The organism is Psychrobacillus sp. 05T411, from assembly GCF_056396485.1.
Window position 1 is genome coordinate 82,476 of the sequence record NZ_JBFTLO010000012.1, and the last position, 22,849, is coordinate 105,324.

18 protein-coding genes are annotated in these 22,849 nt (G+C 39.1%); 14 read left to right on the forward strand and 4 right to left on the reverse strand.

Annotation, left to right across the window (positions count from 1 at the left end):
* The first annotated feature begins 66 nt into the window (after positions 1-66).
* The 8 genes from AC1DFT_RS11920 to AC1DFT_RS11955 all read left to right on the forward strand — a co-directional run bounded on the left by AC1DFT_RS11920 (position 67) and on the right by AC1DFT_RS11955 (position 13,263).
* Entirely contained in the window at positions 67-702 is a 636-nt protein-coding gene (locus AC1DFT_RS11920) for a TVP38/TMEM64 family protein (RefSeq protein WP_478158969.1), read from the forward strand.
* Between the two features lie 2 nt (positions 703-704).
* Positions 705-1,256 carry a signal peptidase I gene (gene lepB, locus AC1DFT_RS11925; RefSeq protein WP_478158970.1) on the forward strand — a complete coding sequence of 184 codons (552 nt, stop codon included), beginning with the start codon at positions 705-707 and terminating at the stop codon, positions 1,254-1,256.
* Positions 1,257-1,580: 324 nt separating this feature from the next.
* On the forward strand, positions 1,581-5,075 hold the full coding sequence (addB, locus tag AC1DFT_RS11930; RefSeq protein ID WP_478158971.1) for a helicase-exonuclease AddAB subunit AddB: 3,495 nt from the start codon (positions 1,581-1,583) through the stop codon (positions 5,073-5,075).
* Positions 5,062-8,781, forward strand: a complete 3,720-nt coding sequence (gene addA, locus AC1DFT_RS11935) for a helicase-exonuclease AddAB subunit AddA (protein ID WP_478158972.1) — start codon at positions 5,062-5,064, stop codon at positions 8,779-8,781. The genes addB and addA overlap by 14 nt, the downstream gene beginning before the upstream one ends.
* 1 nt (position 8,782) lies before the next feature.
* Positions 8,783-9,979, forward strand: coding sequence for a DUF418 domain-containing protein (locus AC1DFT_RS11940; protein ID WP_478158973.1), 1,197 nt, complete (start codon positions 8,783-8,785; stop codon positions 9,977-9,979).
* Positions 9,980-10,025: 46 nt separating this feature from the next.
* Positions 10,026-10,922 carry a fumarylacetoacetate hydrolase family protein gene (locus AC1DFT_RS11945; RefSeq protein WP_478158974.1) on the forward strand — a complete coding sequence of 299 codons (897 nt, stop codon included), beginning with the start codon at positions 10,026-10,028 and terminating at the stop codon, positions 10,920-10,922.
* A gap of 184 nt (positions 10,923-11,106) precedes the next feature.
* Positions 11,107-11,469: a YisL family protein gene (locus AC1DFT_RS11950; RefSeq protein ID WP_478158975.1), complete on the forward strand. Its 363-nt coding sequence runs from the start codon at positions 11,107-11,109 to the stop codon at positions 11,467-11,469.
* Between the two features lie 360 nt (positions 11,470-11,829).
* Positions 11,830-13,263 carry an alpha-amylase family glycosyl hydrolase gene (locus AC1DFT_RS11955; protein WP_478158976.1) on the forward strand — a complete coding sequence of 478 codons (1,434 nt, stop codon included), beginning with the start codon at positions 11,830-11,832 and terminating at the stop codon, positions 13,261-13,263.
* A 59-nt stretch (positions 13,264-13,322) separates the two neighbouring features.
* On the opposite strand, the gene AC1DFT_RS11960 is transcribed toward AC1DFT_RS11955, so the two are convergent.
* Positions 13,323-14,174, reverse strand: coding sequence for a DegV family protein (locus tag AC1DFT_RS11960; protein WP_478158977.1), 852 nt, complete (start codon positions 14,172-14,174; stop codon positions 13,323-13,325).
* 3 nt (positions 14,175-14,177) lie between these two features.
* Positions 14,178-15,002 (reverse strand): Cof-type HAD-IIB family hydrolase, encoded by an 825-nt coding sequence (locus tag AC1DFT_RS11965; RefSeq protein WP_478158978.1) that lies wholly within the window; start codon positions 15,000-15,002, stop codon positions 14,178-14,180.
* A 137-nt stretch (positions 15,003-15,139) separates the two neighbouring features.
* On the opposite strand from AC1DFT_RS11965, the gene AC1DFT_RS11970 reads away from it, so the two are divergent.
* From AC1DFT_RS11970 to AC1DFT_RS11980, 3 genes are all read left to right on the forward strand, one after another.
* Positions 15,140-15,898: a prolyl oligopeptidase family serine peptidase gene (locus tag AC1DFT_RS11970; protein ID WP_478158979.1), complete on the forward strand. Its 759-nt coding sequence runs from the start codon at positions 15,140-15,142 to the stop codon at positions 15,896-15,898.
* 48 nt (positions 15,899-15,946) lie between these two features.
* Positions 15,947-16,255, forward strand: a complete 309-nt coding sequence (locus tag AC1DFT_RS11975; protein ID WP_478158980.1) for a metal-sulfur cluster assembly factor — start codon at positions 15,947-15,949, stop codon at positions 16,253-16,255.
* 444 nt (positions 16,256-16,699) lie between these two features.
* Positions 16,700-16,876 carry a hypothetical protein gene (locus tag AC1DFT_RS11980; protein WP_478158981.1) on the forward strand — a complete coding sequence of 59 codons (177 nt, stop codon included), beginning with the start codon at positions 16,700-16,702 and terminating at the stop codon, positions 16,874-16,876.
* Here the strand turns inward: AC1DFT_RS11980 and AC1DFT_RS11985 are convergent.
* A complete protein-coding gene (locus tag AC1DFT_RS11985; RefSeq protein ID WP_478159000.1) occupies positions 16,873-17,565 on the reverse strand; it encodes a Crp/Fnr family transcriptional regulator in 693 nt (230 codons plus the stop codon). The genes AC1DFT_RS11980 and AC1DFT_RS11985 overlap by 4 nt on opposite strands.
* Positions 17,566-17,719: 154 nt before the next feature.
* On the opposite strand from AC1DFT_RS11985, the gene AC1DFT_RS11990 reads away from it, so the two are divergent.
* On the forward strand, positions 17,720-19,846 hold the full coding sequence (locus AC1DFT_RS11990; RefSeq protein WP_478158982.1) for an ATP-dependent Clp protease ATP-binding subunit: 2,127 nt from the start codon (positions 17,720-17,722) through the stop codon (positions 19,844-19,846).
* A 132-nt stretch (positions 19,847-19,978) separates the two neighbouring features.
* Here the strand turns inward: AC1DFT_RS11990 and AC1DFT_RS11995 are convergent, their stop codons facing one another.
* Positions 19,979-20,167, reverse strand: a complete 189-nt coding sequence (locus AC1DFT_RS11995; protein ID WP_478158983.1) for a YjzD family protein — start codon at positions 20,165-20,167, stop codon at positions 19,979-19,981.
* Positions 20,168-20,333: 166 nt separating this feature from the next.
* Here AC1DFT_RS11995 and AC1DFT_RS12000 point away from each other — a divergent pair, with 166 nt between their 5' ends.
* Together AC1DFT_RS12000 and fabF are read left to right on the forward strand one after the other, a co-directional pair.
* Positions 20,334-21,269, forward strand: coding sequence for a beta-ketoacyl-ACP synthase III (locus AC1DFT_RS12000; RefSeq protein ID WP_478158984.1), 936 nt, complete (start codon positions 20,334-20,336; stop codon positions 21,267-21,269).
* Positions 21,270-21,297: 28 nt separating this feature from the next.
* Positions 21,298-22,533 (forward strand): beta-ketoacyl-ACP synthase II, encoded by a 1,236-nt coding sequence (fabF, locus tag AC1DFT_RS12005; protein WP_478158985.1) that lies wholly within the window; start codon positions 21,298-21,300, stop codon positions 22,531-22,533.
* Positions 22,534-22,849 lie beyond the last annotated feature (316 nt).

A 22,849-nucleotide genomic window follows, 5' to 3' on the forward strand; every position in this document is an offset into this window, starting at 1 on the left:
CCGAATAGTTTTATGAATATGAAATATGGGAATAGTATAAACATACATATCTTGGAGGAGAGCAACATGTTTGATTGGTTTTCAATGGATACATTTACAGGTTTGACGCAAGATTATAGGGCACTTGGGCCGATAATCGGTATCCTTTTGCCTTTTTTAGAAGCTTTTTTACCGTTTTTACCTTTAATTGTGTTTATAGTGGCGAATGTAACGGCCTATGGGTTGCTCTTTGGATTTTTACTTTCCTGGGCTGGTTCGGTACTTGGGGCATATACAGTCTTTTTAGTTATTCGAAAATATGGACGAGCGCGTGTGCTTGGTTTCATAACAAGACATGAAAAGATCCAAAAATTAATATTATGGGTAGAGAGGAACGGATTTGGGCCGCTTTTTTTACTCATTTGTTTTCCATTTACTCCCTCTGCACTTGTGAATATTGTTGCAGGTCTTTCCAATATGAAAAAGAAGACATATTTATGGACGGTTACCCTTGGAAAGCTCATTATGATTTTCATCGTTAGTTTTATTGGTTCGGATATTAAAGCACTTATTACCCAACCAATTCGAACGGCGATTGTGGTCTTGATTATTATCATCCTATGGTTTGTCGGAAAAAGGATAGAGAAACGGATCGAAAAAAAGGTAGAGGAAGATTTACATGGATTCAATAAAGATAGAAAAACGAGTAAAGAAAGGAGATAAGCTTGAGTAAAACGAAAAAGGAAATAATAGAATGGCTTATCGCTTTAGTCATTGGAATTGTAGTTGTTTTATTCGTTCGATCGTTTATAGCAACAAATTATGAAGTGGTTGGAGAGTCGATGATGCCAACACTTCATAACAATGATCACGTCATGATTAGTAAAGTATCACCGATTCATCGAATGGATATTGTTATTTTTCATAGCGATGAAAAAGAGGATTATGTAAAACGTGTTATTGGGTTGCCCGGAGATACGATTAGCTATGAAAACGATGAATTGTTCATTAACAATAAAAAAGTGGAAGAGCTGTTTTTAAGGTCATATGAACCTTATATGAATCCCGAATCAAATTTTACAGAGGATTTCGATTTACTTGAGCTGACTGGTAGTAAAACCGTTCCACCTGGTAAGTTATTCGTTTTAGGCGATAATCGGATATCCAGTTTAGATAGTCGTTATTTTCATTTTGTTGATAAAAAGCAAGTCATTGGAGAAGTAAAGCTAATCTACTGGCCAATTTCCGATATTACCATGAATTTTCGTTCCGAATAATTTCCTTCCCTATTGGATGTTTTGTACAATAGAGTAAAGGGGTTATTCGGATTTTTTCTATGTCTAGCTCCAGCACCTTGCCCCTCGGGGTCAAATGTGAAAAAGCTGTGGTGGCTGAGGAGCTGCCTACTGGGCCCGCACGATGCGGGTCATGTCTGCTTTGCCACAGGATGTGGCGCACTTTGCAGACCTACAACATCCCCATTTGCCTGTCGGAGGCCAGCACGATGCTGGTCATGCAGTCGTTGCGACACGATGTCGCGCATTTAGACTGTATTCCTCTAACAAGGCGCTTGCGCTTTTCAAGAAAGGAGTTTGGTTCTAATGTCATTACGAATCATTAGTGGAAGATCAGGAACAGGGAAGACTACAATGATGCAACAAGAAATCATACATACATTACAACAAAACCCACTTGGGGACCCGTTATTTTATATTGTGCCCGACCAAATGTCCTTCTCCAGTGAATATGACCTGGCTGCTGGAGCGGGTCTATCAGGGTTAATACGTGCGCAAGTGACGACATTTAAACGATTAGCTTGGCGTGTCTTACAAGAAACGGGCGGCATTGCCAAAGAAGAAATCAGTGGATTCGGATATCGCATGCTTATCCGAAGCTTACTGGAAGATCATAAAGATGAATTCACTCTATTTAATAGAGCCGCAACAAAACGCGGATTTACCGATCAAATAGAAGTACTCATGAAGGAATTCAGTCGATACTGTTTAGATCACGCCACAATGGCAAATGCCTTAAATCAATTAGAAGCGGTCCAAGCACCTAAAACACTAATCGATAAGTCAGAGGACCTTATGCTCATGCTCGATCTGATGGAGCAAAAACTAGGGACAAGTTATATTGACGGGGAGGGCTATCTAACTTTACTTGCCTTGAAAATAAAAGACTCTAGCTTGCTTGCAAAAACAGAACTCTATATCGATGGTTTCACATCCTTTACAACGAGAGAATTAGAAATTATTCAAGCGTTAATGAAGCAAGTAAAGCGACTTACAATCGCGCTGCCGATGGAGACACTTGCGGATGCACAAGATGAGCAGTCCTTGTTTTACCAGCCTGCAAATACTTGCGTCAGATTAATAGAAATGGCACAAGCGGAGCAAGTGGAAATAGAAGAAATGGTGAACCAAGGGGAGCAAAAACGATTTGTGTCGAGAGAACTTGCCCATATCGAAGCAAATTTTGATCAGCTACCACCGGAAGAGATAAAAACAGAAGGTAAATTGCGCATAACAGAAGCAGCCAATAAACGCGCAGAAATTCATGCCGTAGCAAGACAAATAAGAGAAATGATGCAAGAAAAAGAGATCCGTTATAATGAAATGGCCATTTTGCACCGGGATGCGGAAAGCTATGAGGGACTAATCGAAACGATTTTCCCGCAATATGATATTCCTGTCTTTATTAGTCAAAAAAAATCGATGCTGCATCATCCATTAATCGAGTTAAGTAGAACGGTTCTAGAAGTTATTAGAACTGGTTGGAAGTATGAACCGGTGTTTCGAGCGATTAAGACCGATTTATTTTTCCCCTTAAATGCTTCCAAAAGTAAGTGGAGAGAACGGACTGATCGACTTGAAAATTTTGTTCTGTCATTTGGTATTTATGGGGATAGATGGTTTGATAAGCGCAGATGGGTATATAAAAAATATCGCGGCTTGGAATTTTATTCGAAAGTGCAAACCGACGAGGAATTAAGTGTGCAAGCTGATTTGCATGGAGCCCGTGATATAGTCGTCGGGCCTTTAAAAATACTGGCGGACACCTTTGCAAAAAGTAAAACAGGCTTGGAAATCGCAACTGCAATATTTACGTTTATGGAGTCGCTCCAAGTTTATGAGAAACTGCAAGTATTGAAGCAGGCAGAAGAAGAAAGTGGTCAATTACTGCTTGCAACAGAGCATGAACAAGCTTGGAATGAGTGGGTGAATGTACTCGACCAATTCGTCTTAATGTTTGGCGAAAAAGAGATGACTGTCGAAGAAGCGGCGAAAATATTAGATGAAGGATATGATCAGCTAGCATTTTCACGAATCCCACCAACAATCGACCAAGTAACCGTTGCAAATGTCGATATTGCGCGTTTAACGAATATAAAAGCCGTGTTTGTTATCGGAGTAAATGACGGTGTATTTCCAAAACGAATGGATCATGAAGGCTTGCTGTCTGATACGGAACGTGAATGGTTTTCACAAGTAGGATTCGAGTTAGCGCCAACATCGAAAATGCGCTTGCTTGATGAAAATTATTTAGTATATAAAGCATTCGTGACTGCATCCCATTATTTAGCGGTTTCATATCCAATTGCAGATAGTGAAGGAAAAGCACTGCTCCCATCCATGTATATTAAAAAACTCCAACAAATGGTCACGGGTGTAGAGGTAGAGTTTGCCGTAATGGATCCAACTGATCACGTGGATATAGCACTCGATCTCCAATCCATTAGTCATCCAAGAACAACATTGCCATATGTTGTCATGCAGCTTCGAAAAGCAATAGAAACTGGGGAGTTACCAGAAGTTTGGCAGTCAGTCTATCATTATTATTTGGACGATCCATATTGGTCCACTATTTTAAAACGTGTGGTGAAACCTTTAATAGTTGGCAATGAAACAGAAAGACTCCCACAAGAAATAACATCCGCTTTATACGGAGAAACGATGATTTCCAGTGTTTCTCGTGTAGAACGATATTATAGCTGTCCATTTGCTCATTACGCGGCATATGGCTTGAAGTTAGAAGAACGAGCGGAATATCGCCTAGAAGCTCCGGCAATAGGGGATCTATTCCATGCTGCTTTGAAATGGATAGCAGACGAAACTGCAAGACTTGGTTTAACATGGGGTGATCTGTCCAGGGAGCAATGCGGGGCACTTGCAAAACAAGCAGTCGATCAAATTGTGCCAGTATTTGTGCATCAACTACTATTAAGTACCAATCGTTATCGATATATTCAGCGTAAATTAGAGCAAATTGTGGCATCCACCCTTTACGCACTAAGCAAACATTCTAAAGTATCTACTTTTGTACCAATCGCAATCGAAGCTGGTTTTGGTCCAGGGGAAGATCTACCTGCATTAGAAATTCCTTTAAAACGTGGACGAAAAATGCAATTACGTGGAAGAATCGACCGAGTAGATGCATCCAATGTAAATGGCAATCTATTCGTTCGGATTGTCGATTATAAATCTTCTCGTAAAGGCATTGATTTGAACGAAGTGTATTACGGACTGTCGCTTCAAATGCTCACTTATTTAGATGTTGCGATTGAAAATGCGGATATTTGGCTACATGAAAAGGCAGAGCCAGCAGGGGTTTTATACGTGCATATGCATAATCCTTTCATTAAGACGCAAAAGGAAATGAATGACGAAGAACTGCAAGAAGAGATTTATAAATCGTATAAGATGAATGGTTTATTACTAGATGATCCAGAAGTGATTATGGAAATGGACGAACAAATCGAAGGATTTTCCAAAATCATTCCAGTGCGAATGAATAAAGATGGGAACTTGTCCAAATCGTCTTCTAAAGTAGTAGAGCCGGAACAGATGAAACTTCTTCAATCGTTTGTCCGTAAAAGACATGAACAAGCTGGTAACGGGATGAATGCAGGAGATACGCGTGTTTATCCGTATCGCCTGAAAGACAAAATGCCATGTACCTATTGCGCCTATCGAAGTGTTTGCCAATTTGACCCACAAGATCCGGCGCAACCTGTACGTAATTTAAAAATAGAGCAACCAGATATAGTGACGGAAAAAATTCGAAAGGAGATCGGTACAGATGAACATTCCTAATATGCCAGAGGAGCTAACATGGACACCTGCTCAGTGGAAAGCCATTTGGGCAAGCGGTTCAGATGTTCTCGTATCCGCGGCAGCGGGCTCGGGGAAAACGGCTGTCCTCATCGACCGTCTCATCCAAAAAGTAATCGCCAAAGAAAATCCGATTAACGTCGATGAGTTATTAGTCGTAACATTTACAAATGCATCTGCCGCGGAAATGCGTCACCGAATGGGAGAAGCACTAGAAAAAGCAATCGCACTCGACCCCACCTCTACACATTTACGCAAGCAATTAAGCCTTTTAAGCAAGGCACAAATATCAACGCTTCATTCATTTTGCTTAAATATTGTCAAGCAATATTCCTATATGCTCACGATCGATCCTGGATTCCGTATTGCAAATGAAGCAGAAGCAGCACTTATTCGAGATGATATTTTAGCAGAAGTGTTAGAAGAAGCATATGAAGTAGAAAACCCGGAAGCCATGTATAGACTATCAGACAGTTTCACATCGGACAGGGACGATCAATCGATTGAGACGATGATTGAAAAGTTATATACCTATGCCAGGGTACATCCAGAACCGAAAAAGTGGTTACTGGCGATTCCTCAAGCATATATATTAGGGGAAGATATGACGATAGATGAACTTTCCTTTATCGAACCATTGAAACTTGCAATCATTCATCATTTGGAGGAAGCGATAGCAGTAGCCGAAGAAATTCGGAAGTTAGCCAATATGCCAAATGGTCCCGCTCCTCTTGCTGAGACTGCTATAAAAGATCAGGAAATGATTGGGGAAGCCATTCGCCTGATGAAGATGAGTTCTTGGCAAGATGCATTTCATTATTTTGGGAGTCTGTCATGGGTGAAAGCTGCTTCGATAAAAAAAGATTCCTGTGATGAAGCTTTGAAAAAACAAGCAACAGCTAAACGAACGAAAGTAAAGAAAATAATAAATGATTTAAAAGACAATTATTTCACGAGAACGCCCGAACGTTTACTCGAAGAAATGAGACTGATGGCCCCACAATTACAAACGTTAGTTGAACTTGCCATTACATATGGAGAACGATATACCGCTGTCAAAAACGATAAAGGGTTAGTCGATTTTTCAGACCTAGAGCATTATGCGCTAGACATATTAACCGAACGCGATGAACATGGGCAACTAGTGCCATCTGAAATTGCAAAAGAATACCAGGCAAGATTCAAAGAAGTGCTGACGGATGAATACCAAGATGTCAATTTGCTACAAGAAACGATTTTGCAATTAGTGAAAAGCGGCGACGAACGAACAGGTAATATGTTTATGGTTGGGGACGTCAAACAATCCATCTATCGTTTTCGCTTAGCAGAGCCGATGCTATTTCTAGGGAAATATCTTGCATTTAACGACATGCCAAAAGATGCTGGCGTGAAAATTGATCTGAATGCAAACTTCCGTAGCCGCAAAGAAGTGCTACATGCGACAAACTACATTTTCCAACAAATAATGGGGGAAAATGTAGGAGAAATAAATTACGACGAGGACGCTTCTTTAAAGCCGCAAGCACCATATAACGAAGCAATCGCACCAGTCGAGCTAGCCCTTTTATATGAAGTGGAAGATGGAAGCATAGAAGCATCAGAAGAAGACGACATGGTAAATGCCGAGGAAGAGTTAAAAAAATCACAAGCAGAAGCTCGATATATTATTTCTAAAATAAATGAAATGACGGATTCTGGAGCAACAGTATATGACCCTTGGAAAAAAGCAAGTCGCCCTGTTGCGTATAGCGATATGGTCATATTAATGCGCTCGATGACTTGGTCACAAGAAGTGACAGATCAATTTAAAGAAGCAGGTATTCCTTTATATGCAGAGCTATCAAAAGGGTATTTTGAAGCAATCGAAGTGCTTATCATGCTCCATACACTTCGAACAATTGATAACCCGTATCAAGATATATCACTAGCATCGGTGCTTCGTGCCCCTTTTGTAGGACTGACTGAATCAGAACTTGCAATCATTCGTCTTGCTGCACCGAAAGAGCCTTTTTATGAAGCGCTGAAAGTATTTGTAGCTACTGCTGGTGCTGGGATTTCAGCAGAAACTGCGGAGAAATTACAACGATTTTTGCTGCAGTTTGAGGATTGGCGGAATATGAGTAGAAGAGGTTCTCTTGCGGATTTGATTTGGCGAATTTATTTGGATACGCATTATTACGAAATGGTTGGTTCTATGCCAAATGGAATGCAAAAGCAAGCGAATTTACGCATTTTACATGATCGTGCGGTGGAATATGAAAAAACGTCTTTTCGTGGGTTGTTCCGCTTCTTACGATTTATCGAGCGGATGCGAAGACGAGGGGATGATTTAGGAGCCGCACGTGCGATGAGTGAGAAAGAAAATGTTGTGCGGCTTATGACGATTCATGCTTCCAAAGGATTGGAATTCCCAGTTGTATTTTTAGCAGGAATGGGCAGACCATTTAACCAAATGGATTTCAATGAACCATATTTATTTGACCAATCATTCGGACTTGCGGTCAAAGCCATCGATCCAGAAAAGCGAATATCGTTTACCTCTTTGCCGTTTTTATCCATGAAAGAAAAGAAACAAATGGAGTTAAAAGCGGAAGAAATGCGAGTCTTATACGTAGCGATGACGAGAGCGAAGGAATATTTATACCTCACAGCTTCTATTAAAGATTTGGCTAAGACACTGGCTAAATGGGAAGACGCGCAAGCACTTTTACCGGATGAAATGCTTCCGGAATATGTTCGCGCCAAAGCAAAAAGTTATTTAGACTGGATAGGACCAGCAATTGCAAGACATGCAGATTATGAGCAACTTGCAGAGGTCATCGAAGCAAATATTGTCGAAAGCGATTCGAAATGGCGAATTGTTGCAAAATGTGTCGCTGAGCTGAAACTGCAGACTGAAACAGAAGTGAAAGAAAAGAAATCTATCGACCAATTGATCGACGTGAAAAAAACGACTGTATTAGCTCAAGTGAAAGCACGTTTTGACACGGAATATCCTTTTGCGCTTTCCACACAGAAACGATCGAAACAAAGTGTTAGCGAAATGAAAAAAATACAGCTGCTGATGGCAAGAGAAGATGATGCCTATTTTGAGCAGGACAAACTTGAGAATGGTCAATCAAGAGTTGCCAAGCGTCCGTTCTTTTTACAACAAGAAGCGAAACTAACAGGAGCAGAAGTCGGAACAGCCGTCCATGCCTTCATGCAAAACGTCGATTTGAAGGAAGTAAAAACAGCCGAACAAGTACAGGCATTCGCAAATGAGCTTTACCAACGAGAGATTTTAACAAAAGCGGAGCAAGCAGCGATTAATCMAGAAAAAATAGTGCCGTTTTTCCATTCGGAAATTGCAGAAAGACTAGGTGCTGCAAAAGAAGTGATGCGAGAATTCCCATTTACCTATGCCATGGAAGATCAGGACGGGGATAAACAAATTATTCAAGGGGTTGTCGACTGTCTATTTTTGGAGGATGACGGACGCTGGGTTTTACTAGATTATAAAACAGATCGTGTTGGGCATTTCGTAAACAAAGAAGCATTATTACAAAAAGAAATGAAAAATCGTTATGCCATTCAATTATCTATTTACGCGCAAGCAATTGAATCCATTATGCAAGTGGAGATTAAAGAAAAGATACTTTATTTATTTGATATAAACAAAACGGTTTCGATATTAGGAGGCAATTAGGTTGTTGATTCGTCCAGTGGGGGAGAAAGAAAGAATTATTTCAATTGACGTGATGAGAGGATTTGCGCTACTAGGCATTTTTGTCGTCAATATGTTGTTTTTTCATAGTCCTTATATTTATGTAAATCCATATACTTGGTATCAAGTTCCAGGGGATTATGAAACGCATAAGGGCATTGACATTTTCGTGCAAGGGAGCGTATATCCGCTGTTTTCCATGCTTTTTGGCTACGGACTTGCCATGCAGTTTATGAAGTCGCAAGAGAAAGGTACTTCTTTTAGTAAGCTAGCCGTTCGTCGATTGTCCATATTACTAATAATCGGGTGTATTCATGCATTTCTTATTTGGTCTGGAGATATATTGATCACGTATGCCATTGCCGGGTTCTTTTTATTATTAATGATTCGTTTAAAGCCGTTGTGGTTAGTATTAATAAGTGCGCTATTATTTTTAATACCTAACGGACTGTTAACTGGGTTATTGTATTTAATGGGAAAATTGGAGCCAGATAGTTTAATTATTTTTACAGGTATTCAAAAGATTGAGTCATCGATTCTTGCTTATTCACTTGGTTCTTGGGGAGATATTTTCTCACAACGACTAGATGACTGGCTTTTTATGAACGGCAAAGGGGCAGTAGTCCTAATAATTTTAATCACTATTTTGCCATTTTTAATGCTCGGAGCAGCAGCGGCCAAGATAAAGTTAATCGAACGTGCTCGGGAATTGAAAGTCTTTTGGATTATCGCCATTATAGTAGGGCTCGGAGCTGGGACGGCTATTAAGTGGCTACCTTATCTCACAGAGCCAAATCTCCTTACGATGTCGGTACAAGATACATTTGGGGGACCACTTCAAGCAATCGCTTATGCAGGTATTCTCGCACTTGTGTGTACCATTCCGTTCATGCAAAAATTGCTTTCTCCAGTGGCAAAAGCCGGTCGTATGTCGATGACTATCTATTTGATGCAATCGATTATTGCAACAACCATTTTTTATGCATATGGTTTTGGCTTATACGGAAAAATCGATATTCGCACAGGAACGTGGATGGCAGTAGGTATTTACGTGCTTCAACTAGTCTTTGCGGAAATCTGGTTTATGAAATTTAAACAAGGACCTGTAGAAGTATTGTGGAGAAAACTGACTTATCAAAATAATTTGTCGAAAAAAGATGAAAATGAAGCCAACTTGTAATAGACTAAGAATAAGCTATTAAACTACTTGAAGGAGTGTCGAGACGATGAAGCTATTATCATACCGTTTAAATGATAAAATTTACTTCGGACCAAAAGTGAAAAAAGAAGAAGCAGTATGGGATGTATTAAGTATTCAAGAGACGCTTCAAGTGTTACCTAATTTCCCGTCTACTATCGTAGAAGGTGTTGGATTAGGTATGGATTTCATCGAACAAATTCGTAAACTAGTGGAAGCTGCTTTGAAAGATGAACATGCAAATACGTTTAAAAGACAATTCACTGAAATAGAATGGTTATCTCCAATACCTCGCACACCGAAAAATATAATGGCTGTTGGAAAAAATTATGCGGATCATGCAAAAGAAATGGGTGGCGTAGCGCAAGACTTTGTTGTGTTCACAAAGTCACCAACTTCTATAGCAGCAGATGAACAAACTCTTTCAGTTCATGCAGATAAAACAGATGCTTATGACTATGAAGGGGAATTAGCGATTGTCATTGGTAAAAAAGGAAAAGGCATTCCATCTAAACTTGCATATGATTACGTGTTCGGATATACGATAGCAAATGATCTAACGGCTAGAGATTTGCAATCAAAACATCAACAATATTTCTTAGGAAAAAGTTTAGAAGGCTCTTGCCCTATGGGTCCTTATATTGTGACAAAAGATGAATTGCCTCATCCGCAAGAACTTACGGTCGTAACAAAAGTAAACGATGAAATTCGCCAAAATGGTCAAACTTCTGACATGGTTTTTCCGGTTGAGCAAATCATAGCGGAAATTTCTAAATCGGTTACATTAGAGCCAGGAGATGTCATCCTAACTGGAACTCCTGCTGGTGTAGGAAAAGGATTCAATCCGCCTAAGTTTATAAAATCCGGCGATATTGTGAAGGTTTCCATTGAAGGAATCGGTACTTTGGTCAATAAATTTGAGTAATATATTTCATTTAATGGTAGAATATAAATGACAACTTTATTCTTCTTGGGAAAACCCAAGATGAAAAAAGTTAATGCCTCCGGCGGATGCCACAGATTTTTAAAGGAACCTATCGAGCTATCTCGATAAAATCTGGATGCAAATAAGCCAAGGCGAATTTGATTAAACTCTAGAGGTGAAAAAAATGGAATTTTTAGCATCGCCACATTTACACATTACAACTTGGGTAGTTGCGATCATTTTGTTCTTTGTAGCATTAGCAATAAGAAATCCAAAAGTAGTGCATATGATTTTACGATTATTTTATATTTTAATCATTATTACGGGAATCGCTTTATTTATGAAAGGCATGGATTACGGCCAAGGAATGCTGTACGGATTGAAATTCTTAGCGGGAATTTTAGTCATTGGAATGATGGAAATGTCTTTAGTGAAAAAGAAAAAAGGAAAACCTTTTACAATGTTTGTTGTATTATTTTTCATTTTCTTCTTCATCACACTTTTCCTAGGATTCAAATTACCAATGAACATCAATTTCTTAGCTTAAGCAAACGATGGGAATATCATTATTAATTTTTGTCCTTGTATTGATGATTATTTTTGTTGTTACTTCTATTATGATCTCGCGTATACAAGCGAAAATCTCAGAAGAAGATGCCTTACATCATCATATTCTTCCTAACACTAAACCACCAAAATGATTGGTGGTTTTTGTTATGAATGTTAGTTTTCCAACTAACGAAAATTGCTAGAATAATTCTAGCTTATGTCACAGTTTGGACGAATTATCGGCTGTTTTTAGGGCTTTCGTGCCGAAACGATGGCGATTACGAAAGAGCTTTGATAAAATAACAATGACCTGTTTTAATAAAAAATATGCTCTTTCCTAGATAGAGGAGGATTTACCTTGAAATTTAATAAGTGGCTAATGACTGGTATACTAGTCAGTGGACTTTGGATCACATCGACTCAACCAACTAATGCTGAAACAAGCGCTTCTATACATAACGAAAGTATTTACGATTTATATGTGGATCGTTATTTTAATAAAGTAATTTCCAATGACTACGATGTAAACGCAAAAGATCCAAATGCATTTGCTGGTGGTGACTTTTTAGGAATCATTGAGAAAATGGACCATATAAATGATATGGGATTTACAACAATCTCCATCGGACCGGTATTTGCAACCGAAACGTACGATGGGAAGCGCATTTTAGATTTTAATAAACTAGAAAAACGCTTCGGTACACCCGAAGAATTTCAGCAGCTAATAAGCGAAGCGCATAAACAGAATTTAAAGATTATGATTGAATTTCCGCTAAATGATTATAGCGTCAATCACGTATGGAATGCAGAAACAGACTGGATTCAGAGTACGGAAAATGATGTACTTACATTAGATTTAACAAATGCAGAGGTCCAACAAGCTCTTACAGATACATTGGTCGAGTTTGCAAATACATATGAAATCGATGGTGTGAAACTATCTACATTAGACGGAGCGCCAATTTCATTCATCAACGATTTAATCGCAAGCGTAAAAGAAGTGCGTGATCCCATGTATGTGATTGCACTCGAAGAATCCGATGCAAGTTTTGATGTAAAGTATTCAGATGATTTACTTGTGGATTTTAGAGATGCTTTCAAAAATACAGATTTATCAACAGAAAGCATTGTGTCAACCGCCGAGAATGATTTATTACTATTTGATGATTTAAAGACGGAGAGATTCACTTACTATAGTGCGCTGGAGAATATGTTCCCACCTACTCGCATCAAAACGGCACTAGGTGCAATGTTTACAATGCCTGGTGTACCATATATGACATATGGTACAGAAATTGCCATGAACGGACAAAATGCGCAGGAAAGCCATCAAGTCATGAATTTCCGTGTGGACGAAGAGCTAATCGAATATATTAAAGATATTAACTCCATTCGCAATAAATCCGAAACAATGCGCACGGGCGAAACAGAATTATTAGAAAATGAGAATGGCTATATCGTTTTTAAACGTTTTTCAGAGGACGAACAATTTATCGTCGTGATTAATAACACAAGTGAAACAAAGCGAATCGATTTAACGAGTGACGTAGTTGGTGAAGATAAAGAGCTACGCGGCTTGTTCGAATCGGATATTGTTCGAGCAGATGATAATGGGGAATATAGATTAGTATTAGATCGGGAAATTGTAGAAGTGTATCAAATAACAGATCGTACCGGATTAAATAAAGGTTATATTTTTGCAATGGTATTATCGTATGTATTGTTCCTTGGCTTTTTAGTAATCGTGTGGAGAAAAGGAAAGCAACGAAGAAACGAAGAGGCTAACAAATAATAAAAAAACTGCTGTACTAAGTCCATTTGCTTTGGACATAGGCAGCAGTTTTTTATCTTTTAATCTACTTTATTTAAAAAGAATAATGCCAATGTGCCGGGTCCCGTATGCGCAGCAATTGTAGACCCAATCATGTAAATTTCAATACTTTTCGGATGAAACTTTTCTTCAATCATTTGTTTTAGGGCAAGCGCTGTTTCTTCATCGTCCCCGTGGCTAATCGCAACGATTTGCTCGTCCAGACGTTGGCCGCGTTCTTCCATCACATCAATCATTCGCTTGATCACTTTTTTACGCCCACGAATTTTTTCAATAGGCACTAGTTTCCCATCTTCCACATGAAGAAGGGGCTTAATATTAAGCAAACCGCCGATAAAAGCACTGGCTTTGGAAACTCTACCGCCCTGTGCTAAATAATCCAAATCTTCCACGGTAAAGAGATGTTCCATATGCTCGGCTTGAAATCTAATTTTTTCTTCCATCGTTTGTAAATCAAGACCTAGTTCTTTTAAACGAACTGCCTCTTTTACAAGCAACCCATAACCTAAAGATGCACATTTAGAGTCAATAATTGTTAACTTTAAATCGGGATAGGTTTCCATTACCTGTTCACGCATCATTACTGCAGTGCTATACGTTCCGGAAAGCGCGGAAGAAAAGGCAATATACAATCCTTCTTCTCCGGATTTAGCTAATTCCTCAAACACTCGCAAAAAGTTTTCCGGTGAAGCTTGTGAAGTCTTTGGATGGGCACCTTTTCGAATCTCCTCATACACCTGTTTCGAATCAATTCCAACAATGTCTTCGTATTCTTGCTCCCCAATATGCACTCGCAGTGGGAATAATTCTACTTGGTGTGTTTCATAAAATGATTTAGGTAAATCACTGGCACTATCCGCAAATAGTTTCATCTTTTATCCCCCTATACTTTGTTTTAACTTTAATCTCTCTATTAAGAAATCAGCAATACCATCTTCATTGTTTGTTTTCGTTATTTCGTTGGCAATATTTTGCAATGGTTTGATGGCATTTCCCATGGCAACCCCAACTCCCGCATACTCAATCATTTCCAAATCATTGTCTTCATCCCCGAATGCGATAATTCGATCTTGCGGTATGTTCAAATAAGAGGAAACATGAGATAGGCCAACCGCTTTATTTAACCCGTGGCGAACAATTTCGATCACATCCCACGGCGCACCCCATCTACGATGATCAATCACTTCAGCGTGGACATCACGTAAATGTTTGCGCACTAAATCGACCGAATCATCTTCTGCATGAATAAGTAAACTGGTAGGGTCTTTTTTTAAGAATGTACGTAAATCACCAGTCGTAATGCTCGGATTACCTAATGCAAATGCGGACATCATTTGTTCATCATGATAATGGAGATAGACATCATCGAGCACTTCGGCAAGCATATTTTTAATAGAGTATTCCTCGACAGCTTCCACTACTTCTTTTACAACTTTCAATTCGATTGGTTTATGTACAGTTTGCCACGACGAATTCATAGGATGGTGTACAAAGGCTCCATTAAAATTGACAATTGGTGTAGTTAAACCAAGCTCTTTATAATACATTTCACTCGATCTATACGGTCTTCCAGTTGCTATCATGACTTCATGTCCTTCTTCTTTCGCTTGAAGAAGTGTATTTTTCGTCTTGTTTGAAATAACCTTTTCATCTGTTAATAAAGTTCCATCTAAATCTAATACGATTAAATGACGTTGCAATTGAAAAACTCCCTTCTATTCTTATATAAAGTGTATCGTGTTCACTGAAGAAGGTCAAAATGTATAGTTTAAGCTTTTTGTAAATATTGAATTGCTTTGTTAAAATAATAATATAAACAAAAAGGCGGGGGAAGTAAATGATTGTACAACAAGAATCATGGCGGAATATTCCTATATTACATATTTTTTATGAAGAAACGCAAAATAATGCACCAATCGTTCTTTTTCTACACGGTTTTGAAAGTGCTAAAGAACATAATCTCCATTATGCCTATCAACTAGTGCACGATGGATGTCGTGTCATTTTACCGGATGCCCACCTGCACGGAGAACGAGATGAGCAATTGGACCAAGTCGAGATCAGTCTGCGTTTTTGGGAAACGGTATTAACTTCCATAGAAGAAGTAGGCATTTTAAAAGAAGAACTAGTAAAACGCGGCTATCTAATGAATCAGAAAATCGGGATTGCCGGTACGTCGATGGGCGGTATTACAACACTTGGCTGCTTAACTGCATATTCTTGGATAGATGCTGCAGTTATTCTAATGGGAACACCAGGTTATGTGGAGCTGGCGAAAGCACAGATGGAACAAATAGAACAAAAAGGCTTTCAAATACCATTAAATGCAGAAGAACGAAAAAATATGCTCGACACGTTAGCTACGTTCGACGCATCAAACCAAATGGAAAAACTAAAAGATAAGCCACTATTTTTCTGGCACGGGGAAAAGGATCCAGTGGTACCTTTTACACCTACCGCACAATTTATTAAAACATTCGAAGAAGAATATGGGAATCAATCGATTGAATTTATAAAAGAAAAGTCAGCAGGACATGCCGTATCACGCAAAGGAATGTTAGCAGCAACCAAATGGATTGCAAACAGTTTGGCATAAGCAGACTAGTTTGTTATGATGAATGAAAGCAATAAAGGAGGATTTTAAATGGATCAAGATATGAAAGACAGCATGATGGCTGCACTCGAAAATGTGATTGACCCTGAGTTAGGCGTTGATATTGTCAATTTAGGTTTAGTATATGATGTAGATTTAACGGATGAAGGTACGGCAAACGTTACAATGACGCTAACTTCCATCGGTTGCCCAATGGGACCAATGATTGTAGACCAAGTGAAAACGGCACTTGGAGAATTACCAGAAGTAAAAGAAACTGAAGTAAACATCGTCTTCAATCCACCATGGTCAAGAGAAAATATGTCAAGATACGCAAAAATTGCTCTTGGTATTAGATAAATAGAAAAACGCAAAGCATTTAGTAGATTGCTTTGCGTTTTTTTGCGTGAAAACTGCATCGTTTGAGGGAATAAATGGAAAAGGGCACCCAAATCGAGTTGAAAGCAACCAGTTTCGTAGGAAGAGCAACCAATTCACCACCGAAAGCAACCAGCTAGGAAGTGAAAGCAACCAATTGTCCAGGGAGAGCAACCAATTTCAATATAACAAGTACTGTTCAAGTGAGATAACCAGCAAGATGTAGCCTAGGAGGAAATAAGTGGCAATGGGAACCCAAATCGGGTTGAAGGCAACCAGTTTGATAGGGAGAGCAACCAATCAACCACCGAAAGCAACCAGCTCGGTGGTGAAAGCAACCAATTGTCCAGTGAGAGCAACCAATTTCAATATAACAAGTACTGTTCAAGTGAGATTACCAGCAAGATGTAGCCTAGGAGGAAATAAGTGGCAATGGGAACCCAAATCGAGTTGAAAGCAACCAGTTTCGTAGGAAGAGCAACCAATTCACCGCCGAAAGCAACCAGCCCGGAAGTGAAAGCAACCAATTGTCCAGTGAGAGCAACCAACCCCAAAACAAAAAGCACTCCTCAAATGCCAAAGCATGAAKAATGCCAAAACTAATCTATACGACAAATATGTAATGGACAATTGTCGCATTCTATTTCGGTGCGTAAAAACTCCAAATCATGGATTGTAAAAATGCCTTTATCAAAAGAAATGACAGCAAGCTTTTTCAAATCATTCAGCATTCGATTGATTACTTCTCTACTTGTTGCACAAAAGTTCGCTAATTCTTGATTGGTCAAAGCATAATCGATCATTATACTTCCATCTGCTTGTTTCATGCCGTACGTATTCGTCAAACGTATTAAGGTTGAATAGAGTGCCCCTTTTTTTCCATGTAATAATAAATCTCGGAAGCGAGTTTCATTTTTCAGGTTATGTGTTTGGATAATCTTCATCCATTCCATCATTAACTGTGGGGAGGAAGTAAGATGTTTCTCTAACAGATTTTGAGGGAAGGTTATTAAATGTACCGGTTCATTTGCATGCGCCGAAACCGAATGATACATGACTTCGCAAAAGACAGAAGTTTCACCTATATACGTATTGGGACCAGCAATTCGAATGGTTAAAACTTGACCACTTTCTGTATCTTTACTAATACGAACGGAACCGGACTGGATAAGGTAGACATCCTCTGAACGTTCGCCCTCTTCGAAAACTGGCTTATTTTTTCCAATTTTTATTATAGAACCATATCGTTCGAATAATGTATTAATTCCAATAAAAGAAGAATCCTCGCTCATAAATCTCACAACCTTTCCTTCTATATCGACATGATATCATAATTGTACAGTTATACGCCGGTAAAATCAGTTTTCTTTACAAATTCCATGAAATGATATTATAATTACATTAGTCAAAGAAGGTCAAACAATTTCAAGAAGGAGATGTTTGGTTATGCAAATGAAACAACAAGATGAAAAAACGCCTTTAGAAACGTACGGACGTAACCTAGTTACTGCAGTGAAGGAAGGAAAAATGGATCCAGTTATTGGACGAGACCAAGAAATAAGAGACGTTATTCGAATATTATCTAGAAAAACGAAAAATAATCCAGTGTTAATAGGAGAACCAGGTGTTGGGAAAACGGCAATTGTAGAAGGACTCGCACAACGTATTGTCCGAAAAGATGTACCAGAAGGATTAAAAGAAAAAGAAATTTTTGAGCTAGATATGAGCTCCCTTATTGCTGGTGCGAAATATCGCGGAGAATTTGAAGAGCGTTTGCAAGCTGTCTTAAAGCAAGTAAAAGATAGTGAAGGGCAAATTATTTTATTCATCGACGAAATTCATACAATTGTCGGGGCTGGTAAAACGGACGGTGCCATGGATGCCGGTAATATGTTAAAACCGATGCTTGCCCGCGGTGAACTGCATTGTATCGGAGCTACGACATTAGATGAATATCGCATGTATATCGAAAAAGATCCAGCGCTTGAAAGACGATTCCAACAAGTATTAGTTCGCGAACCATCTGTAGAGGATACAGTATCTATTTTACGTGGATTAAAAGAACGTTTTGAATTGCATCATGGTGTGCGTATTCATGACCGTGCAATCGTAGCTGCGGCGGAACTATCGAATCGATATATTACGGAACGTTTTTTACCAGATAAAGCAATTGACCTTGTAGATGAAGCTTGCGCCATGATTCGAACAGAAATTGATTCAATGCCACAAGAGCTAGATGAAGTAACGAGAAAAATGATGCAATTACAAATTGAAGAGCAAGCGCTGATGAAAGAAAAAGATGCTGCAAGTCAAAAACGCTTAGAAATTTTGCGTGAAGACTTAAAAGAACTGGAACAATCTTCAAGTGAAATGCGTAACAAATGGACGGAAGAAAAAGAGTCCATTCAATTTATTCAACAAAAACGAGAAGAATTGGACCGTTATCGTAGAGAATTAGAAGAAGCGGAAAATAAATATGATTTAAACAAAGCGGCAGAACTCCGCCATGGGAAAATTCCGACATTAGAAAAGGAATTACATGCATACGAGGAACAAGTAAATGAAGACTCAAGCACTAGATTACTACGAGAAGAAGTAACAGCAGAAGAAATTGCTTCGATCGTTTCTAGATGGACAGGAATTCCGGTGACGAAGCTTGTAGAAGGAGAACGTGAAAAACTGCTCCGTTTAAATGAAACGCTAGCTGAAAGAGTAGTAGGTCAAGACAAAGCTGTTCAATTAGTAACAGAAGCAGTTTGGCGTGCAAGAGCAGGCATCAAAGATCCACATAAACCAATCGGTTCCTTCTTATTTTTAGGGCCAACTGGTGTAGGGAAAACGGAGCTTGCAAAATCACTTGCTGCTAACTTATTTGATTCGGAAGAGCATTTTATCCGTATCGATATGTCGGAATATATGGAAAAACATAGTGTTTCACGACTGGTTGGTGCACCTCCTGGCTACATTGGCTACGAAGAGGGTGGACAATTAACCGAAGCGGTGCGTAGAAATCCATACTCGGTTGTTCTACTGGACGAGATTGAAAAAGCACATCCAGATGTTGCGAATATTTTATTGCAATTAATGGATGATGGACGAATTACAGATAGCCAGGGACGAATCGTAAACTTTACAAATACGATTGTAATTTTAACTTCCAATATTGGCTCACAATTTTTAGCAAATACAACAGGTGTGGTTGGTGAAGAGGAAGAAGCATTGGTAATGGCTGCCTTGCGAGAACATTTCAAACCAGAATTATTAAATCGGATGGATGATATTATTATGTTCCATTCACTCACTACACATCATTTTGAGAAAATTGCAGAAAAGTATGTAAAACAGCTGCAAAATCGTTTGCTTGAGCAAGAAATCAAGTTACAAGTGGACGACTCGGTCATTAAGTGGATTGTAAAAGAAGGTACAGACGCCGCATTTGGTGCAAGACCATTGAAACGTTTCATCCAACGGCATTTAGAAACAGCAGTAGCAAAACTGTTGATCGGCGGTACAGTACTTCCAGGTGGAACAGTAGTTGCCTCGCTAGAAGATGGGGAATTACTGATTAAGTAATAAAGGCCGCAACGTATCGGGGAATCGCAAGATAGGGTATGCAAATCGCAAGATGATGTCTTCCTTCTTGCCTGTGTTTCTTAAAAGTTCAAAAGCAAAAATAAAACAGCTCCTAGTTGCAGGAGCTGTTTTTTAGTGTTGTTCTTTCGGAAGTGGATCGTTTGGAATGATAGCAGCAATGATAAAAATCAAAATTGCAACTGGTATTGACATAATTAGTCCATTTTTAAATATAAAAGGTACAGCTTGTACGGAACTAACTACATAATTTAACATGGAAACTAAAATAACCGACCATACTATTGTCATAATATATTTCATATAATTTCACCTCAAGAACTAATTTTTACTATATGTATCATACCATAACAAAAGACTTTGCAAAAGAATATTTAAAGAAGGAAACTCTGTTGTTGAAAAATGTACATAAATTCGTTATTATTATCACCAGGTACTAATAATAGATTATAAGAAAAGGGGAACTTTCATGAATGCAGGAATTATTGGGTTAGGCACATACGCACCTGAAAAAGTATTGACAAATGAAGACCTTGAAAAAATGGTAGATACATCAGACGAATGGATACGTACAAGAACTGGTATAGAAGAAAGAAGAATTGCAGGAGATGACCAAAATACATCACATTTAGCGTTTGAAGCTGCTAAAGAAGCGATTAAAGATGCAGGCATTACTCCTGATCAAATCGGACTTATTTTAGTAGCTACTGTAACACCGGATTATGCGTTTCCAAGCGTTTCCACTATGCTGCAAGATCAGCTTGGCGCGACAAACGCAGCTGCAATGGATATTTCAGCAGCTTGTGCTGGATTTATGTATGGATTAGTGACTGCAAAACAATTTGTAGAGTCTGACACTTATTCTCATGTACTTGTAGTAGGTGTAGAAAAGCTTTCGAAAATTACAAATTGGGAAGACCGTAATACTGCAGTATTATTCGGAGACGGTGCGGGGGCTGCAATTGTAAGTAAAGTTTCAGAAGGTCGTGGCATATTATCATTTGAACTAGGAGCTGCTGGTAGCGGCGGTAAACACTTATTACAAAACGGTCCATATTTAGAGATGAATGGTCGCGAAGTATTTAAATTTGCTGTTAGACAAATGGGTGAGTCAGCTGTAAATGTAATTGAAAAAGCGGGACTTTCTAAAGAAGATATCGATATGTTAATCCCACACCAAGCGAATATTCGCATTATGGATGCTTCTAGAGAAAGATTAGGACTACCAGAAGAAAAAATGTCTAAAACAATTCATAAATACGGGAACACATCATCTGCATCTATCCCACTTTCCTTAAAAGAGGAAGTAGTAAATGGCAAAGTAAAAGATGATGATATCCTTGTTATGGTAGGCTTTGGTGGCGGCTTAACTTGGGGTGCCATAACGTTAAAATGGGGAAGATAATTAAAGAACTTCGAAAGGATGAAAATGTATGACTAAACGTAGAGTTGTAGTAACAGGAATAGGCGCTGTTACCCCACTTGGCAATGATATAGAGACAACTTGGTCTGGTATTAAAGAAGGTAAGTCAGGCGTAGGGATGCTTACAAGGTTAGATGCAAGTCAGTTCGCAGCAAAAGTTGCAGCGGAAGTAAAAGACTTTGACATAGAGAAATATATTGAGAGAAAAGAAGCGCGTAAAATGGATCGCTTCACGCATTATGCATTAGCTGCTTCGATTATGGCAGTGGAAGATGCTAATTTGACAATTACAGAAGAAATAGGTCTTCGAACAGGTGTCTGGATCGGTTCTGGTATTGGTGGAATGGAAACATATGAAAACCAATTCCGTACATTTTTGGAAAAAGGCGCGCGTCGTGTAAGTCCGTTTTTTGTACCAATGATGATTCCAGATATGGCTGCCGGTCAAGTATCTATTCATTTTGGAGCAAAAGCGATCAATTCATGTTCGGTTACTGCATGTGCATCTGGAACAAACTCTATTGGGGATGCATTTAAAGTAATTGAACGTGGGGATGCAGATGTAATGATTACGGGGGGAGCAGAGTCTCCAATCACTCACATGTCTGTTGCAGGATTTTGCTCTAGCACCGCACTATCATTGAATACAGATCCACAGACTGCATCTAGACCATTTGATGCAAACCGTGATGGATTTGTCATAGGTGAAGGTGCAGGAATTATTATTCTAGAAGAATATGAACACGCAGTTGCTCGTGGAGCGAAAATTTATGCAGAAATAATTGGATATGGCGCTACAGGCGATGCACATCATATAACAGCTCCGGCTCCTGGTGGGGAAGGCGCTGCTCGTGCAATGCAACAAGCAATTGACGATGCAGGTATAAGCCCAGAGCAAGTTGATTATATTAATGCGCACGGAACAAGTACTCCGTATAATGACCAGTTTGAAACAATGGCCGTGAAATCTGTTTTTACGGAACATGCGTATAAACTTGCCATGAGTTCTACTAAATCGATGACGGGTCACTTATTAGGAGCAGCTGGCGGAGTTGAAGCAATCTTTACAGTGCTTGCATTAAAAGAAGGTATTTTACCACCAACGATTAATTTAGAAACACCGGATCCAGAATGCGATTTAGATTATGTACCAAATGTTGCGAGAACAGCAGACCTTGAATATGCCATGAGTAATTCACTAGGATTTGGCGGACATAACGCAAGTATTTTATTTAAAAAATTATAAAACAATAGGAGAGGGGCGCTACGCTTTGCGGGCGCCCCTCTCCTATTGTTAAATGTATCCAAAGGTAAATTTAAGCTTACTGTTTTCATATAGGGATACTGCGATGTAGTGCGTTGACTAAAGTGTCCGATGTGATTTTCGCTACAGCCGTACGCTTTCCGCCGGGTGAGCGATGAGCCATCCCCGCCGCCCTCAGGCGTACGTTGGGATGTCTCATTAGCCCACTCATCCGGCAGGAGTCGACTGCTGTAGCGAAAATCAAAAGAAATTACCCAATTATCAATATCATCCCGTTAAAAAACAAAATTTCAACCGG